We start from the raw sequence: 17,261 nt of genomic DNA on the forward strand, positions 1-17,261 counted from the left end.
ACCCAAGCAAAGCGAGTCGGAAAATGATATAATTTTAAGTGCTATGACGACGAATGTTAAAAGAAAATATGCTGTCGTGGACCTGGAAGCAACCAGTGCAAGCAGCAATGCAAAAATAATTCAAATCGGGATTGTCATCATTCAAGATGGGCAGATTGTAGAGACCTATGAGACTGACGTCAACCCGCATGAACAACTAGACGAACATATTCGCCAACTGACTGGAATTACCAATCAGCAACTAAAAAAGGCTCCTGATTTTTCACAAGTGGCCAGACAAGTTTACGAAATGATTGAAGATGCTGTTTTTGTGGCTCATAATGTCAAATTTGATGCCAATCTCTTGGCAGAATCTTTGTTTTGGGAAGGATTTGAGCTCATAACACCCCGGATCGATACGGTTGAATTGGCTCAAGTCTTTTTCCCAACCTTAGAAAGATACAATTTAAGTAGCTTATGCGAAGAATTAGCGATCCCCTTGGACCATGCCCATTCAGCCATTTCAGATGCCCAAGCAACCGCCCAGCTCTTCCTTAAAATTCGTGAAACGATTGCTTCCCTCCCAAGAGAATTGGTGGAAACCTTGCTGCCATTTTCTGATAATCTAATTTACGAGTCGAGACTCTTGATAGAGGATGCTTTCGAGGATACGGTAGTTTTTCATGGTGAGGACTTAACCTCCCGTCATGGTATTTTTCTTCGTAAACCTCTTATCAGGAGAGATGCTAAGAATTTTTCTGATCAGTTTGATATTAATATCCAGTTAATGGGGATGGAACCCCGCCCCTTGCAGAAAGAGTTTGCTCAGGCCATCGAAGAAAGTCTTCAGTCCTCTAGAGATGTAGCCACCTTTGTTGAGGGTCCTACTGGGATTGGAAAAACCTATGGCTACCTCCTTCCTTTACTAGCGCATACAAAGGACCAGATTGTTGTTAGTGTTCCGACCAAGGTCTTACAAGACCAAATCATGCAGCAGGAAGCAAAGATGATTGAGGACGTTTTTCAGACCTCTTTTCATAGTTTAAAGAGTCCTCAAAATTATTTAAAACTAGATGAATTCTTTCGAATATTGCATGAACCTGAGGAAAATCGCCTCTGGAATCGGTTCAAAATGCAATTATTGGTCTGGTTGGCTCAAACAAGGACAGGTGATCTAAACGAAGTGGGGCAGCTTCATCGCTACGGGAATTTTGTTCAACGGCTCCGTCATGATGGGAAGCTATCAAAAAAATCTTTATTTTATACAGAAGATTTTTGGCGTCTTGGTCAAGAAAAAGCCAAAATGAGCCGAGTTGTGCTTACCAATCATGCCTATTTATTGACTCGTTTAGAGGATGATCCTTCATTGATAGAAAATCGAACTCTAGTGGTGGATGAAGCACAAAAACTTTATTTTTCATTGGAGCAGTTTTCAAGGGCTTCCTTATCATTAACAGATTTCATGCAAGATCTGCAGCGTGAGATAGAAATCGAAAAATCCTTGTTGAAACGGCGAATCCTTGAAAGTCTCCAATTTGAATTGAATGCCATCCTCAAACATCTTGAATCAGGCAACAAAAAGATAGAACTGGGAGCAGAACAGGTTCAAAAGATTCGCCAGGATTTATCTGAACTAGATAGTCCAGTTTTAGCGGAATTAAAAACGGTCTTTGACCCTCGTTTTCAAATTTTTTGGATTGACCGGACACAAGAGGACCAGCATCCGATTATTCGACTGCAGTCGGGAAGAGAGGGCTTGGTTTCGCTTCAAGACTTTATTCCGACGACCACCAGACTTCTTTTGGTCTCAGCTACCTTATCGATTAGTAAAAAGGTCAATCTAGCTTCGATTTTAGGAATTGAGAACTACCAATTCATCGGGAAAGAACTGTCCTACCATCAAGGTCAAACCATCTTCATTGATCGAGAATTTCCTGATTTGACCAACCTGACTCAAGAGGAGTTAGCAATCTCTTTAGCGCGATATTTGGATGAACTAGCAGCTACTGGCTTGCCTCTCTTTGCCTTGTTTACTTCCAAAGACTTACTTCTAGCAACTTCACATCAGATGACAGTGAGTCATCTGGCTCAGTATAAAAATGGCGAAGCGGCAAATATTAAACGGCGATTTGATAGAGGGGAAGCTTCCGTCCTTTTAGGATCCGGTAGTTTTTGGGAGGGAGTCGATTTTGCCCAGCAAGCAAAAATTATTCAAGTCATTCCTCGCATTCCTTTTGATAATCCAAGTGATTTCTTCGTACAAAAGCTACATGAAGCTTTGCGTCTAGAGGGGAAGAATCCTTTCTATGATTACAGTTTGCCTCTAGCGATTTTACGCCTAAAGCAGGCTCTTGGACGCTCGAGTCGTTCGAGCGAGCAAGAATCTCTGGTTATTTTATTAGATCAACGCTTATTAAACCGTCAATATGGCTCGCAGATTCAAGCCAGTTTAGAGAAAATCGCTCCTCTTGTCATCGCTAAGACTGGAGAAATAAAAGTAGTTGTTGAACAATTTAGGAGTTAAAATGAATAAAAAATCTAATTGGTGCCAGTATCTTCCAGGCCTTATGATTGCAGTTTTTGCAGCAGGACTATCTATGGTATTAGGAAAAGCAGTGCCTATCCTTGGCTCTAGTCTCTTTGCCATCTTATGTGGCATCCTTTTGAATGCTAGCCAAGTCTTGCCTCAAACGAGTAGATCAGGTCTATCCTATTCAGGGAAAAAAATCTTGCAATATTCGATTATCTTGATGGGCTTTACCTTGTCCTTTCAAAAGGTGACCAAATTGGGCCTGTCTTCTTTGATCGTTAGTTTACCGACCATCAGTATTGCCTTTCTCTCTGCTTTTGCAGTGGGCTACCTTTTAAAAGCTCCAAAGATCTTAACGACCTTGGTTGGAATGGGGACAGCAATTTGTGGAGGATCTGCAATCGCGGCGGCTTCCCCTGTTCTAGAAGCTGATGAAAACGACATCGCTCTGTCCATGTCGACCATCTTTTTCTTCAACATCTTAGCGGTCTTCCTTTTTCCTTTCTTTGGTCACCTTCTTGCGATGACAAATCAGCAATTTGGTTTTTGGGCAGGAACGGCCATTAATGATACTTCATCTGTTGTAGCGGCGGCATTTTCCTATAGTAAAGAAGCTGGTGAAATTGCGACTGTTGTCAAGCTGACACGGGCCTTAATGATTATTCCAATCTGTTTTGGAATGCTGGGTATAAAACTTCTTGGACGGTCGAAACAGGATCGAGAAGGGAAGCAAGTGAAACTAAGTAAAATCGTTCCTTGGTTTATTTTCTACTTCCTTTTGGCCTCTTTAGTGACCTCCTTTGGCTGGTTTCCAAGTTCTTGGATTCCGTTCTGTAAATGGTTGTCACAATATTTGATGGCTATGGCCTTGGTTGGCATTGGAAGTCAAGTGTCTATTCAAGCCTTTCGCAAGCAGGGGGTAGCTCCTCTTCTTATTGGCCTTGTTGCCTGGGTAGCTGTATCCATTTCTAGTCTGCTACTTCAATACTTTTTAGGAATCTAAATGAAAGGGAGATGAAATGAAGAGACGTCAGTCTTTCAAACTTAGAGGAGATTTCTCCTTGATCACCACTGTTTTGTTGTTATTGGCATTTGGAGTGGTGGCAGTCTACATTGCAGTTTCAAATGATTATCCGGACCTGGTTTGGCCCATTTTAGGGCAACAGGTTGCCTGGATTGTTTTGGGCTGTATGATTAGTTTTGTCGTCATGCTTTTTAATACAGAATTTTTATGGAAAGTGACGCCTTATTTGTATGTCTTTGGTTTGGTCTTAATGGTTTTGCCCCTTTATTTTTACAACCCAAACTTGGTTGCTTCGACTGGTTCTAAAAACTGGGTAGCCTACAAGGGGATTAGCCTCTTTCAACCATCAGAATTTATGAAAATTTCTTATATCTTGATGGTCTCTCGTTCGATTGTTCATTTTTTACGAAACAATAGGGAAGAAGATCGAACGCTAAAAAAAGACTTTTTTCTCATTCTCCAAATTGCGGCCTACACCATACCAGTTCTTGGACTCTTGGCCTTTCAACATGATTTTGGAACTTCCTTGGTATTTATGGCGATTTTCTCAGGAGTCGTCCTCATTTCAGGGGTCTCCTGGAAAATCATTTTACCAGTCTTTTTAACCCTCGTAGGTGGGATCGCTCTCTTTTTGGCCGTCTTTCTATCAAACGGTGGGCGAGCCTTTCTCCATCAAACTCTGGGGATGCCTACCTATCAGATGAATCGTATTTTAGCCTGGTTGAATCCTTTTGACTATGCTCAAACTATGACTTTTCAACAGGCACAAGGACAGTTGGCAATCGCAAGCGGTGGTTTATTGGGGCAAGGCTTTAATGTATCCAACCTGTTGATCCCTGTCCGGGAGAGTGATATGATTTTTACGGTCATTGCGGAAGATTTTGGCTTTGTAGGAGGTTTGGTTCTTCTCCTCTTATACATGTTTTTAGTCTATAAAATGTTGCGGATTACTCTGAAATCCAATAACCAGTTTTATACTTATATCTCGACTGGGTTTATTATGATGTTAGTCTTCCACATATTTGAAAATATTGGGGCTGTAACAGGAATATTGCCTCTAACTGGAATTCCCTTGCCTTTTATCTCACAAGGGGGATCAGCTATTGTTAGTAACCTCATTGGGATTGGCTTGTTGTTATCGATGAGCCATCAAAATCGGGTAAGTGAAGAACGAAAAAAAGAAAGTCGACTATTGAGGCAAAAACAACTCAGTCGACTACACGAGAAAGGAATCATTTGATATGGCAAAAGTAGCAGTTATGTTAGCAAGTGGGTTTGAGGAAATAGAAGCCTTGACCGTTGTCGATGTCTTGAGAAGAGCAGAAATCGAGTGTCAGATGGTTGGATTTGATCAAGAAGTGACAGGTTCTCATGGCATCACAGTGAAGGTAGATGAGGTCTGGTCCGGTTCATTGGATCATTTTGATGGCATTGTCCTTCCAGGAGGGATGCCTGGTGCGGCGAATCTACGCGACCATGAAGGCTTGATTCAGTCTTTAAAAGAAGCCCATGAACAAGGAAAAAGTCTTGCGGCTATTTGTGCAGCTCCGATTGTGTTGGATCGGGCAGGCCTGCTAGATAAAAAACACTACACCTGCTATGATGGCTTTGAAAAAGAAATTGGAAGAGGACACTATGTGAAAGAAGCGGTGGTTCAGGATGGTCACATCTTGACCAGTCGGGGCCCTGCAACGGCACTTGCTTTTTCTTATGCACTGGTCAACCATTTTGGTGGAGATGCAGCAAAATTAAGAGCAGGCATGCTCTATCAAGATGTTTTTGGAACGTCGGCACCTTAGATGGTGAGAAGAAAAATGAAGGTAGGAAATTTCCTGCCTTCTTTTTTTATCATCTGGATTTCTTAAAATATAAATGCTTTTTGAATGAAAGTAAAATAGGAGGGAGAAGAAGTTAAAAAAACCGTGAAAACATTGACTTTACAAGCAATTTTTCGAAAATTATGGTATAATTGAAGCTATGGATTATCATGATTTTATATGGGATCTTGGTGGGACTTTATTGGACAATTATGAGACCTCTACAAAAGCTTTTGTAGCGACCTTACAGTATTTCCAAAGGGAGGCTGATCATGATTCTGTTTATGCAGCTTTAAAGGTTTCAACGGATTATGCTGTTCAGCAATTTGCCTCAGACTTTCCAGACTTTTTGGGAGAGTATAAAAAGCGAGAGAAGAAAGCTCTTGAAATCCCCTGCTTATTCGAGGGGACTGAGGAGTTATTGGATCGTCTGACAGCAGACGGAGCCCGTCATTTTTTGGTTTCTCACCGTGACCATCATGTAGAGACCATCCTAGAAAAAACAGGGATTCGTCATTACTTTACAGAAGTAGTGACAGCTGATGACGGTTTTCCACGTAAACCAGATCCTACTTCCATGTTGTATTTAAAAGACAAGTATGCGATTGAGTCAGGCTTGGTGATTGGAGATCGCCCGATCGATATTGAAGCTGGCCAGAGAGCTGGCATGGCGACCTATTTGTTTGACTCAATGGATCAATTAAGTGCCTATATTTTTAATTAGAAAAGGGAAAGAATGACAGAAGAATTGAAACAAGAAACGACTGGCCAAGAATATGATGCCAGTCAGATCCAGGTTTTAGAAGGTTTAGAAGCAGTTCGGATGCGTCCGGGGATGTATATCGGATCCACTTCTAAAGAAGGTCTTCACCATTTGGTCTGGGAAATCGTCGATAACTCAATCGATGAGGCCCTTGCTGGCTTTGCTAGCCATATCGAAGTCTTTATCGAAGCTGATAATTCGATTACAGTCGTCGATGATGGACGGGGGATTCCGGTTGATATTCAAGAAAAAACAGGCCGTCCGGCAGTAGAAACTGTCTTTACCGTTCTCCATGCAGGAGGAAAATTTGGCGGTGGTGGTTACAAGGTTTCTGGTGGACTCCACGGAGTTGGGTCATCCGTCGTAAATGCCTTGTCGACTCAGCTAGATGTACACGTCCATAAGAATGGCCAAATTCATTACCAAGAATACAAACGCGGTCAAGTCGTTGCAGATCTTGAAGTGATCGGTGAAACAGATCGAACTGGTACTACAGTCCACTTTACTCCAGACCCAGAAATTTTCACAGAAACAACTGAATTTGATTTTGAGAAATTGAACAAACGGATTCAAGAGTTGGCTTTCTTGAACCGTGGTTTACGGATCTCGATTACAGACAAGCGTGAAGGCCAGGAGCAAACGAAAGATTACCACTATGAAGGTGGGATTGCTAGTTATGTAGAATACATCAACGAAAACAAGGATGTCATCTTCGAAACTCCGATTTATACTGATGGCGAAATGGATGATATCACGGTTGAAGTGGCTATGCAGTATACGACTGGTTATCACGAAACCGTCATGAGCTTTGCCAATAACATCCATACCCATGAAGGGGGAACTCATGAGCAAGGTTTCCGTACAGCCTTAACCCGTGTTATCAACGACTATGCTCGTAAGAATAAACTTCTCAAGGACAATGAAGAGAATCTCACAGGGGAAGATGTTCGGGAAGGATTGACAGCCGTCATTTCTGTCAAACACCCAAATCCACAGTTTGAAGGGCAAACCAAGACCAAACTTGGAAACTCTGAAGTGGTGAAGATTACCAACCGTTTGTTCAGCGATGCCTTCTCTGATTTCTTGTTGGAAAATCCGCAGATTGCCAAGAAAATTGTTGAAAAGGGAATTCTGGCTGCCAAAGCGCGTGTTGCTGCTAAGCGAGCCCGTGAAGTCACCCGCAAGAAATCTGGTTTAGAAATCTCAAACCTCCCTGGTAAATTAGCAGACTGTTCATCTAACAATCCAGCTGAGACAGAACTCTTCATCGTCGAAGGAGACTCTGCCGGAGGATCTGCTAAATCAGGTCGAAACCGGGAGTTTCAGGCAATTCTCCCTATTCGTGGAAAAATCCTCAACGTGGAAAAGGCCAGCATGGACAAGATTTTAGCCAACGAAGAAATTCGTAGTCTTTTCACAGCTATGGGAACCGGTTTTGGTGCAGAATTTGATGTATCAAAAGCCCGTTATCAAAAATTAGTCATCATGACGGATGCCGATGTCGATGGAGCCCATATTCGAACCCTCCTCCTAACCTTGATCTATCGCTATATGAAACCCGTTTTGGAGGCTGGCTATGTTTATATCGCCCAACCACCAATTTATGGTGTAAAAGTCGGTAGTGAGATCAAAGAATACATTCAACCAGGAGTCAACCAAGAAGCAGAATTGGCTGCGGCTCTAGAACGCTATTCTGAAGGTCGCTCCAAACCAACGATTCAACGATACAAAGGTTTGGGTGAGATGGATGATCATCAGCTCTGGGAAACAACGATGAACCCAGAACACCGCCTCATGGCTCGTGTAACAGTGGATGATGCAGCAGAAGCAGATAAGATCTTTGATATGCTCATGGGAGATCGAGTAGAACCTCGCCGTGAATTTATCGAAGAAAATGCCGAATATAGTACACTTGATGTATAAAATTCTGCGATATTTGCCAATTATTCGAATATTTATGATATAATAACTACGATTACTTTCAAGTAATTTAATGAAGGAGTTTTTATATGTCTCGTGGACTAATTATTCTCATTATTGTCATTGGGGTCCTTTTGGTTTTAGGATATGTAGTGGCAGTCTTATTGAGAAAGCGTAACGAAGCCTTACTAGCAGCACTGGAAGAACGAAAAGAAGAGTTGTATAACCTTCCAGTAAATGATGAAGTAGAGGCTGTGAAGAATATGCATTTGATTGGTCAAAGTCAAGTTGCATTTCGTGAATGGAATCAAAAATGGGTGGACCTATCCCTCAATTCTTTTGCTGATATTGAGAACAACCTCTTTGAAGCAGAAGGCTACAACAATTCTTTCCGCTTTTTAAAAGCCAAGCAAGCAATTGGAAATATTGAGAGTCAGGTTCAATTAATTGATGAAGATATCAAGGCCATCCGTCAAGCTTTATCTGAATTAAAAGAAAAAGAAGAAATGAATAGCGGTCGAGTTGTTCATGCCTTGGATATGTTTGAAAACTTGCAAAAACAAGTGGCTTCTGATCCAGATGCGTATGGCCCAGCGCTTCCCGAAATTGAGAAGCAATCTGAAAATATTCAAGTTGAGTTTTCAAAATTTGTAACCTTGAATTCATCAGGTGACCCTGTTGAAGCTGCTGAAATTCTTGACACAGCAGAAAACCATATTGTAGCCTTGACTCACATTGTTGAAAAAGTTCCTGCAATTGTGAAGGATCTACAAACAACTCTTCCTGACCAATTGGAAGATTTGGAATCTGGTTATCGCAAACTATTGGAATCTGGTTATCATTTTACAGAGACCGACTTGGAAGCACGTTTCCAACAACTGCATGCGGCATTGAAAGCCAATCTTGCCAATGTTGCTGCTCTTGAATTAGATAATGCACTCTATGAGAATGAGCAGATTCAAGAAGAAATCAACGCCTTGTATGATATTTTCACTCGTGAAATCGAATCACACAAAGTGGTTGAAAAATTGGTCAAAGCATTACCAGGTTACCTTGCCCATGCTAAGGAAAATAACAAGAGTTTAGCAGAAGAAGTTGAACGTCTCAGCAAAATATTTGAAAGCAAAGTACTCAAGGAAAATCACTTGAAGGAGTTAGAAGCTGAATTAACAGCTCAAGAGCTTGTTGTAGAGGATGCCTTGAATGATACATCTGAAACTCAAAAAGCTTACTCTATTCTTCAAGAAGAGTTAGAAGCGATTGAAGAACGTCTGAAGGAAATTGAAGATGATCAAATTGCACTGAGCGAAACCTTGTCTAAGATTGAGAAAGACGATACGAATGCTCGTCAAAAGGTAAATATCTACGCCAACCGTTTGCATGCTATTAAGCGCTACATGGATAAGCGTAACTTACCTGGAATTCCTCAATCCTTCCTTACTATCTTCTTCACTGCAAGTGATAACACAGAAGCTCTCTTGGCTGAGTTAGAAGGTCGTCGTGTCAATATTGAAAACGTCAATCGTCTCCTGGATATTTTGACCAACGATATGACAGAGTTAGAGGAAGAAACTTATAAACTGGTACAATACGCTACTCTAACAGAGCAGTTGCTTCAATACTCAAATCGTTATCGTTCCTTCGATGATCATGTCCAAGCAGCTTTTGATGAAGCCTTGTACATTTTTGAAAAAGAGTATGACTATCCTGCTTCATTCAAAGTCATTTCAGAAGCATTGGAAACAGTAGAACCAGGAGTAACAGAGAGATTTGTTAGCTCATATGAAAAAACAAGAGAATCCATCCGATTCTAATCCAAAACATCCAGGAGAATATTCCTGGATGTTTTTTTATGGAGATAAGATGTGATGGGAAATACCAAAATAGAAAGAGATAAAGGAGGTGGCTCCATGAAAATTTTAATTGCTCCAGATTCATTTAAAGAGTGCCTACCCGCGAAAGAAGTAGCGGAAGTGATTGCGGAAGGCTTGCAACAGTCTATTATCGATGTAGAACCGATTACTTGTCCTATTGGAGATGGAGGGGAAGGGACAGTGGATGCCATCCGATACTCGTTAGACTTGAAGGAAACCTTTACCCTTGTTACAGGTCCATTTGGAAAGCCGGTAGAAATGCGATATGTGGAGAAGGAAACTCTGGCTCTCTTTGAAGTAGCCGACTTGATCGGCTTAGGAAAAATTCCAGTTGATCAACGCCATCCACTTGACATAGAGACCCGAGGAATTGGTGAACTGATCTGTTATTTGATCAATAAAGGAAAAAAGGATATTTATATCGGAGTTGGAGGAACAGCCACCAATGATGGTGGGCTTGGTCTTGCGGTAGGTCTAGGCTATCAATTGTATGATAGAGAAGGAAAGCAATTGAAGGCCTGTGGGCAAAGTCTTTTAAAGTGTGATTCCATCCGTAAAGAGGAAGCGTTCAAGATCTCAGATGAGGTTCAGATACATATTTTAGCAGACGTGTCGAACCCTCTATGTGGACTAGATGGAGCAACCTATATTTTTGGAAAACAAAAGGGGCTTAGCCCCACTATGTTTGATAAAGTGGATCAAGCAATTTACAGCTTTTATGAAAAGAACTGTCCTAGTGTGTTGACCCAAGCAGGGATGGGAGCTGGTGGTGGCCTTGCTGCAGGTCTTTGTGCCTTCGCGCATGCAAGGATTGTTTCAGGGATTGAAACTTGTTTAGAGCTAATCGATTTTGACTCCAAGGTAGCAAATGCAGACTTGGTCATTGTCGGTGAGGGACGACTGGACCATCAAAGTCTATCAGGAAAAGCTCCGATAGGGGTTGCGAGACGAACCCCAAAGGGGATCCCAGTAATCGCTATTTGTGGCAGTCTTGCAAATGATTTACCAAGTCTCCCATTTGAAAATATAGTCGGAGCTTTTTCTATCATAAAACACCCCGAGAGTTTAGACCAACTTTTAAAGGACGCAAGGGAAAATCTTCTCTTTACAGCTAGAAATATTGGAAATCTATTAAGCATAGAGAGTGGGACAGAAATCGGTAATTCGTTAGAATTCGATTTCGTCGTCCCACCTCCGCACAGTTGAGTAGGGCTGTAAAAGCTGATGAAATCAGCGCAGTAGAGCCCACTCAACCACTGCGTCTTGCTCGACAATCCAAAGACAATTAAGAGGCTAGGACTTTTGTCCCAGCCTCTATGTAATATTTTACGATTGATAAAAATGACTATGTGACAGTCATGATCAACCAAACCATTTCTTCCAAAGAGAAGGTTTGCTCGGTTTCTTTTCTTCCTCCCAGAGATCTGCAAAAGCAGAGCGAAGGTCCTTGTCAGTAGTGGTCACTGGTGCATCTGTATGTATCACGAGCCCAAAAGGAGAGGAGTCATGCTCTTCCGAAACAATGGTAGCCTGGCAACCGAACTCTTTTGCTTGTTTTAGATAGCTCAATTGGACGCTAGAATCAACATTTGGGGAGATTTTTACAAAGAGAGGGTCAGCTTGCTCACTGAAGCTTTTAAGCACCTTCAAAAAGCCCTTTTGAAGCTGAGGACTGTTGCTTGTTCTTAAATCGGCATAACCTAGGACGCGCTCTTCAAAAGTACCTAGAAAGCGACGTTGTTCATCAGGATTTAATTTTAAGCCACCGTGGGCCTTTTCCATAATTTCTTTAGATAGATCAGTCATAAGAATAGTATATCATACTTTAACTACAAAATGACAAACGAATGGAGCTGGATTTCAAGATAAAGAAAGCGATTTCTTGCTAAAGTTAAGGAAAATCTGCACAAAGATAACGTTTTTTCTTGAAAAACGCGTATTTTTAAGGTATCATAGAGGTGTAAAAAATTTAAACTCAAAGGAGAGTAAGAAATGTCAATTATTACTGATGTTTACGCTCGCGAAGTCCTAGACTCACGCGGTAACCCAACACTTGAAGTAGAAGTTTATACTGAATCAGGTGCTTTTGGACGTGGTATGGTTCCATCTGGAGCTTCTACTGGTGAACACGAAGCGGTTGAACTTCGCGACGGTGACAAATCTCGTTACGGTGGTCTTGGAACTCAAAAAGCTGTTGACAATGTAAACAACATCATTGCTGAAGCAATCATCGGTTACGATGTTCGTGATCAACAAGCTATTGACCGTGCAATGATCGCTCTTGACGGAACTCCTAACAAAGGTAAATTGGGTGCGAACGCAATCCTTGGTGTGTCTATCGCTGTAGCTCGTGCTGCTGCTGACTACCTTGAAATCCCACTTTACAGCTACCTTGGTGGTTTCAACACTAAAGTTCTTCCAACTCCAATGATGAACATCATCAACGGTGGTTCTCACTCAGATGCTCCAATCGCTTTCCAAGAATTCATGATCGTACCTGCTGGTGCGCCTACATTCAAAGAAGCTCTTCGTTGGGGTGCTGAAATCTTCCACGCTCTTAAGAAAATCCTTAAATCTCGTGGTCTTGAAACAGCCGTAGGTGACGAAGGTGGATTCGCTCCTCGTTTCGAAGGAACTGAAGACGGTGTTGAAACAATCCTTGCTGCGATCGAAGCTGCTGGATATGTACCAGGTAAAGACGTATTCATCGGATTTGACTGTGCATCATCAGAATTCTACGATAAAGAACGTAAAGTCTACGACTACACTAAATTCGAAGGTGAAGGCGCTGCTGTACGTACTGCTGCAGAACAAATCGACTACCTTGAAGAATTGGTTAACAAATACCCAATCATCACTATCGAAGATGGTATGGATGAAAATGACTGGGACGGATGGAAAGCTCTTACTGAACGTCTTGGTGGAAAAGTTCAATTGGTTGGTGACGACTTCTTCGTAACAAACACTTCATACCTTGAAAAGGGTATCGCAGAAGGAGCAGCTAACTCAATCCTTATCAAAGTTAACCAAATCGGTACTCTTACTGAAACATTCGATGCTATCGAAATGGCTAAAGAAGCTGGTTACACTGCCGTTGTATCACACCGTTCAGGTGAAACTGAAGATTCAACAATCGCTGACATCGCAGTTGCAACAAACGCAGGACAAATCAAGACTGGTTCACTTTCACGTACAGACCGTATCGCTAAATACAATCAATTGCTTCGTATCGAAGATCAACTTGGTGAAGTAGCTGAATACCGTGGATTGAAATCATTCTACAACTTGAAAAAATAAGCTAGTTTACTAGACTAAAAAGATCCTTGAGTTTTCTCAAGGATCTTTTTTTGCTATCGAGCTAAACAAAAAATTCTCAACCAAGTGGTTGAGAATTTTAGGGATTAGAATAAACCTTTGATTTTATCAACAGCACCGCTCACTAGATCGTTTCCAGCAACAAGAGCTTTTGCTTGTTCTAAGTAGTCACCAAGGTTATCCTTGTTGTCATCGATAAATTTTTTAGCAGCATCGAAATCTTTCTTTTCGATCATTTCTTTGACTTGGTTAAATAAATCCATTGGGTTCATGAGTTTTCTCCTATAACCTATTTATTATTATCACTATTTAATCACTTTTTAACCAAACTAGCAAGCGTTTTGATTGTTAGTTGAAGAGGACACAAACCGCCTCTGGTACGTGGAAATCATGGCTTAATTCAGTCAATCTACCACTCGTTTTATCGCGTTTAAAAACAGTGGCATTGTCTGAATCTTGATGAACTGCAATGAGATATTCTTGGTCCGGACTAAGAATGAAATCACGTGGATTGAGTCCATTGGTTGGAACGATTTCCAGAAGCACTAAGCTACCATCTGCCAAGATTTCATAAACTGCAATGGAGTTATGGGCACGATTTGAGGCATAGAGGAATTTCCCATCCTCTGAGAGGCGAATAGCAGCGGCCCATTTTTGACCTTCATACTCTTTAGGTAGGGTTGAGATGGTTTGGAAATGTTCAAAGTAGCCAAGTCCGTCATAGAAAAGGACATCGATGGTAGCGTTTAATTCGTTAATGAGGTAGGCGGTCTTGTAATGAGAGTGGAAAATGATATGACGTGGACCAGCACCTGGAGCTGTTTGATAGGTTTGAGTCTTCGTTAGTTTACCAAGATCATCGACTTGATAGACCACTACTTGATCGGTACCCAAATCACAAGTGATGAGTAGCTTATCGGGAGTGAGATCTGCATAATGTACATGGGGACTCGCTTGGTTTTCGTGAGGTCCAGAACCCTGATGAGTCGCTTGGTCGACAAAGGTTAAATGACCATCTTCATGGATGCGATATGAGAGGACTTGTCCCTTGTGGTAGTTAGCTCCATAGACCAAGCCACGCGCCTCATCAACAGAGACATAACAGAGGGGCGCCCCTTCCTCGACCACATGATTGATTAACTGGTGATCAGGACTAAAGCTTGCAATGCCGCCAAGACCTTGCTCCGCACCCACACTGTATAAGAAACCAGCTTTTGAAAAAGCGAGATAGGTTGGGTTTGGCTCTTGAGCAACTAGTTCTAAGTCGCTAAGTTGACCAGTTCTTTCATCGAAGGAAGCCTTATAAATTCCTTTAGAGTCTCGTTTGGTATAGGTTCCGAAATAAATATCTTGCATCACATGCACCTCGACTTTGTTGATAGCTCCATTATATCAGAAAAGAAGGGGATGGAAAACGATTAGGTGAAGGATTGACAAGCTAAGCATTAAAAAAAAGCTCACATTTCAGCTATATCGTGAAATTATGGACTAAAAATGCTAAAATAAAGACAGATTGAAAACGAAGGAGATTCCCGTGGAACATAAAGAAAAAGATTTTAGTTTATCCTGGTTTTTTAAATGGTTTGTAGATAATAAAGCCATTACTGTTTTTCTAGTAACCTTACTGATGGGATTGAATATTTTAGTTCTCAGCAAGATTAGTTTTATTTTTACACCCCTGTTAGAGTTTGGAGCAGCAGTCATGCTACCAGTCATTATTTCAGGGCTCCTCTATTATTTGTTAAATCCAATCGTGGACTTTTTGGAAAGGCACCGAGTCAAACGGATCATTGCAATTTCCATCGTCTTTATTTTGATCGCGCTTCTCATTTTATGGGGCTTGGCTGTCGCTATTCCAGCTATTCAACATCAAGTTCTTAGTTTTATGAAGAACCTGCCAGATTACTTGGAAAAGGCCAATAGGACCATCGATGATGTCTTAGACAACAAAGTGTCGCCAGAAATCAAGCCTCAGCTGGATGAATGGACCAGCCAATTGTCGCAGAATATTACCAGTTGGGCGAGTTCTTTTTCCGCCCGAGCAGTCAACTGGGTCAGCAATCTGATTACTGTCGCCTCTCAGGTCATTATCGCTTTGATTATTATGCCTTTTATCGTCTTCTATCTTTTGAGAGATGGAAAGAACTTAAAAGGGCAAATCATCCGTTTCTTGCCAACCAAGATTCGTAAATCTGCAGACAAAGTCCTGTCTGATGTCAATACACAATTGGCCAATTATGTCAGAGGTCAGATTACTGTTGCTATCATCGTAGCTTTAATGTTTATTCTTCTGCTTAAGATCATTGGGCTTCGTTACGCTGTGACACTCGGTGTAACCGCTGGTTTTTTGAACTTGATACCATACTTGGGCAGCTTCTTGGCCATGCTCCCAGCCTTAGTCTTGGGGTTGGTGGCAGGACCAGAGATGTTTGTCAAAGTCGTCATTGTCTTTATTGTTGAGCAAACAATCGAGGGACGTTTCGTTTCCCCACTTGTCTTGGGGAGTCAGCTCAATATCCACCCAATCACGATTCTGTTTGTATTGATTACTTCTGGCTCTATGTTTGGAATCTGGGGAGTCTTCTTAGGAATCCCGGTTTATGCTTCGGCTAAAGTAGTCATCAGTGCTCTATTTGAATGGTATAAAGAGGTCAGTGGTTTGTACGAAAAGGACGAAGTTGAGGAAATTCAAAGTGAAGAATAGTCAAAAAATTCTAGAAGCAATTGAGAAACAAGAGCTAGATCGTCTGCCAGCTTATTTGGATAAGGCTTTGCTAGAAGATGATCCAGCTACCTTGTTAGAATTGGGACAATATTTTGAAAGTATTGGTTTTTACCCAGAAGCCAAGCAAACCTACTTGCATCTGAGAGATGATTATCCAGAGGTCTATCTGAGTCTAGCCACTATCGTAGCGGAAGATGGCCAAATGGAAGAAGCCTTTGCTTATTTGGAAGAAATCCCGGAAAGTTCGGAATGGTATCTAGCCAGTCTCTTAGTCAAGGCAGACCTCTACCAAAGTGAGGGCTTGGCAGATGTGGCTCGAGAAAAACTGATGGAAGCAGCGACTCTTTCAGATGACCCTATTATTCAACTAGGCTTGGCAGAGATTGATTTAGAACTTGAAAATTACCAAGAAGCCATTCAAGAGTATGCTCAGTTAGACAACCGTCTCATTTTAGAAGAAACGGGCATTTCCACATACCAGCGGATTGGCTATGCTTATGCGAATCTGGGTCGGTTTGAGTCTGCTATTGAGTTTTTAGAAAAGGCCTTGGAAATTGAGTTTGATGACCAGATTGCCTATGAATTGGCAACCCTTCTCTCTGACCGAGAAGAGTATCAACGTTCTCTGATCTACTTCAAGCAGATTGATACACTGTCGCCAGACTTTGAAGGGTATGAATACGGCTATGCCTTGGCTCTTCAAGCTGAAAATGACCGAGAAACAGCGTTAGCAATAGCAGAGCAAGGAATCCAAAAGAATCCTTTTGACGCTTATCTCCTCCTTCTAGCCTCCCAATTGGCCTACGAGTTGCACCAGCCAGAAAAAGCAGAGAAGTATTTGTTAGAAGCCAAAGAAGTTGCTGAGGATCTTGAAGATATCGCCCTTCGTCTGACAACTCTTTATCTGGAACAGGAACGTTATGAAGACGTCCTTGAATGGCAAGAAGTGGAAGTGGAAAATGTCGTCACCCGTTGGAATATCGCTCGTGCCTTGGTAGCACTCGAAGAGGTTGAAAAAGCGGCTCCGATCTATGAAGAGCTCTACCCAGATTTGAAAGAAAATCCAGAGTACTTAGAAAGCTATAGTTACCTCTTGAGAGAGTTGGGACAAATCGCAAAAGCCCGGGAAGTGGCAGAAGGCTATTTGCAGCTAGTCCCAGATGATGGGCAAATGCAAGCTTTCTATGAGAGCCTGTTAGAAGATTAACTACTTGACCCTTGAAGGGCGGGAATCAGAACAAGTGTGCATCCTTGTTCTGGCCCGCTCTTTTTTAATCAGTCTTTTCTGTCATTGTCCTTGAGAATGTGGTATAC

Annotated in this window: 14 protein-coding genes; 11 read left to right on the forward strand and 3 right to left on the reverse strand. The window is 41.7% G+C overall.

What is annotated here, in order from left to right; genetic code table 11:
• Positions 1 to 43 precede the first annotated feature (43 nt).
• From D7D50_RS06465 to D7D50_RS06500, 8 genes are all read left to right on the forward strand, one after another.
• Positions 44 to 2,503, forward strand: a complete 2,460-nt coding sequence (locus tag D7D50_RS06465) for a bifunctional DnaQ family exonuclease/ATP-dependent helicase (protein ID WP_120701767.1) — start codon at positions 44 to 46, stop codon at positions 2,501 to 2,503.
• Between the two features lies 1 nt (position 2,504).
• On the forward strand, positions 2,505 to 3,512 hold the full coding sequence (locus D7D50_RS06470; protein ID WP_023027066.1) for a YeiH family protein: 1,008 nt from the start codon (positions 2,505 to 2,507) through the stop codon (positions 3,510 to 3,512).
• 16 nt (positions 3,513 to 3,528) lie between these two features.
• Entirely contained in the window at positions 3,529 to 4,773 is a 1,245-nt protein-coding gene (locus tag D7D50_RS06475; RefSeq protein WP_120701768.1) for an FtsW/RodA/SpoVE family cell cycle protein, read from the forward strand.
• 1 nt (position 4,774) lies between these two features.
• Positions 4,775 to 5,332: a DJ-1 family glyoxalase III gene (locus D7D50_RS06480; protein ID WP_120701769.1), complete on the forward strand. Its 558-nt coding sequence runs from the start codon at positions 4,775 to 4,777 to the stop codon at positions 5,330 to 5,332.
• A gap of 178 nt (positions 5,333 to 5,510) precedes the next feature.
• The gene (locus D7D50_RS06485) at positions 5,511 to 6,074 is read left to right on the forward strand and encodes an HAD-IA family hydrolase (protein ID WP_120701770.1); all 564 of its coding nucleotides are present in this window, start codon (positions 5,511 to 5,513) and stop codon (positions 6,072 to 6,074) included.
• 12 nt (positions 6,075 to 6,086) lie between these two features.
• Complete coding sequence (gene gyrB / locus D7D50_RS06490; RefSeq protein WP_120701771.1) at positions 6,087 to 8,036, forward strand: DNA topoisomerase (ATP-hydrolyzing) subunit B; 1,950 nt, start codon at positions 6,087 to 6,089, stop codon at positions 8,034 to 8,036.
• 86 nt (positions 8,037 to 8,122) lie between these two features.
• The gene (gene ezrA, locus D7D50_RS06495; protein WP_023027062.1) at positions 8,123 to 9,847 is read left to right on the forward strand and encodes a septation ring formation regulator EzrA; all 1,725 of its coding nucleotides are present in this window, start codon (positions 8,123 to 8,125) and stop codon (positions 9,845 to 9,847) included.
• A 96-nt stretch (positions 9,848 to 9,943) separates the two neighbouring features.
• Positions 9,944 to 11,113, forward strand: a complete 1,170-nt coding sequence (locus D7D50_RS06500; RefSeq protein WP_120702339.1) for a glycerate kinase — start codon at positions 9,944 to 9,946, stop codon at positions 11,111 to 11,113.
• A 156-nt stretch (positions 11,114 to 11,269) separates the two neighbouring features.
• On the opposite strand, the gene D7D50_RS06505 is transcribed toward D7D50_RS06500, so the two are convergent.
• A complete protein-coding gene (locus D7D50_RS06505) occupies positions 11,270 to 11,713 on the reverse strand; it encodes a DUF1694 domain-containing protein (RefSeq protein ID WP_023027060.1) in 444 nt (147 codons plus the stop codon).
• Between the two features lie 186 nt (positions 11,714 to 11,899).
• On the opposite strand from D7D50_RS06505, the gene eno reads away from it, so the two are divergent.
• Entirely contained in the window at positions 11,900 to 13,204 is a 1,305-nt protein-coding gene (eno, locus tag D7D50_RS06510; RefSeq protein WP_000022824.1) for a surface-displayed alpha-enolase, read from the forward strand.
• A gap of 104 nt (positions 13,205 to 13,308) precedes the next feature.
• Here eno and D7D50_RS06515 read toward each other — a convergent pair whose 3' ends face one another.
• Positions 13,309 to 13,494: a hypothetical protein gene (locus tag D7D50_RS06515; protein WP_023023803.1), complete on the reverse strand. Its 186-nt coding sequence runs from the start codon at positions 13,492 to 13,494 to the stop codon at positions 13,309 to 13,311.
• A gap of 76 nt (positions 13,495 to 13,570) precedes the next feature.
• Positions 13,571 to 14,581 carry a lactonase family protein gene (locus tag D7D50_RS06520; protein WP_042361161.1) on the reverse strand — a complete coding sequence of 337 codons (1,011 nt, stop codon included), beginning with the start codon at positions 14,579 to 14,581 and terminating at the stop codon, positions 13,571 to 13,573.
• A gap of 175 nt (positions 14,582 to 14,756) precedes the next feature.
• Here D7D50_RS06520 and D7D50_RS06525 point away from each other — a divergent pair, with 175 nt between their 5' ends.
• Both D7D50_RS06525 and D7D50_RS06530 read left to right on the forward strand, forming a co-directional pair.
• Positions 14,757 to 15,926, forward strand: a complete 1,170-nt coding sequence (locus tag D7D50_RS06525) for an AI-2E family transporter (RefSeq protein ID WP_048691022.1) — start codon at positions 14,757 to 14,759, stop codon at positions 15,924 to 15,926.
• Positions 15,916 to 17,154: a tetratricopeptide repeat protein gene (locus D7D50_RS06530; protein ID WP_120701772.1), complete on the forward strand. Its 1,239-nt coding sequence runs from the start codon at positions 15,916 to 15,918 to the stop codon at positions 17,152 to 17,154. Before D7D50_RS06525 ends, D7D50_RS06530 begins: the two co-directional genes overlap by 11 nt.
• Positions 17,155 to 17,261 lie beyond the last annotated feature (107 nt).

Origin of the sequence: Streptococcus koreensis, from assembly GCF_003627135.1 — a bacterium.
Classification (GTDB): domain Bacteria; phylum Bacillota; class Bacilli; order Lactobacillales; family Streptococcaceae; genus Streptococcus; species Streptococcus ilei.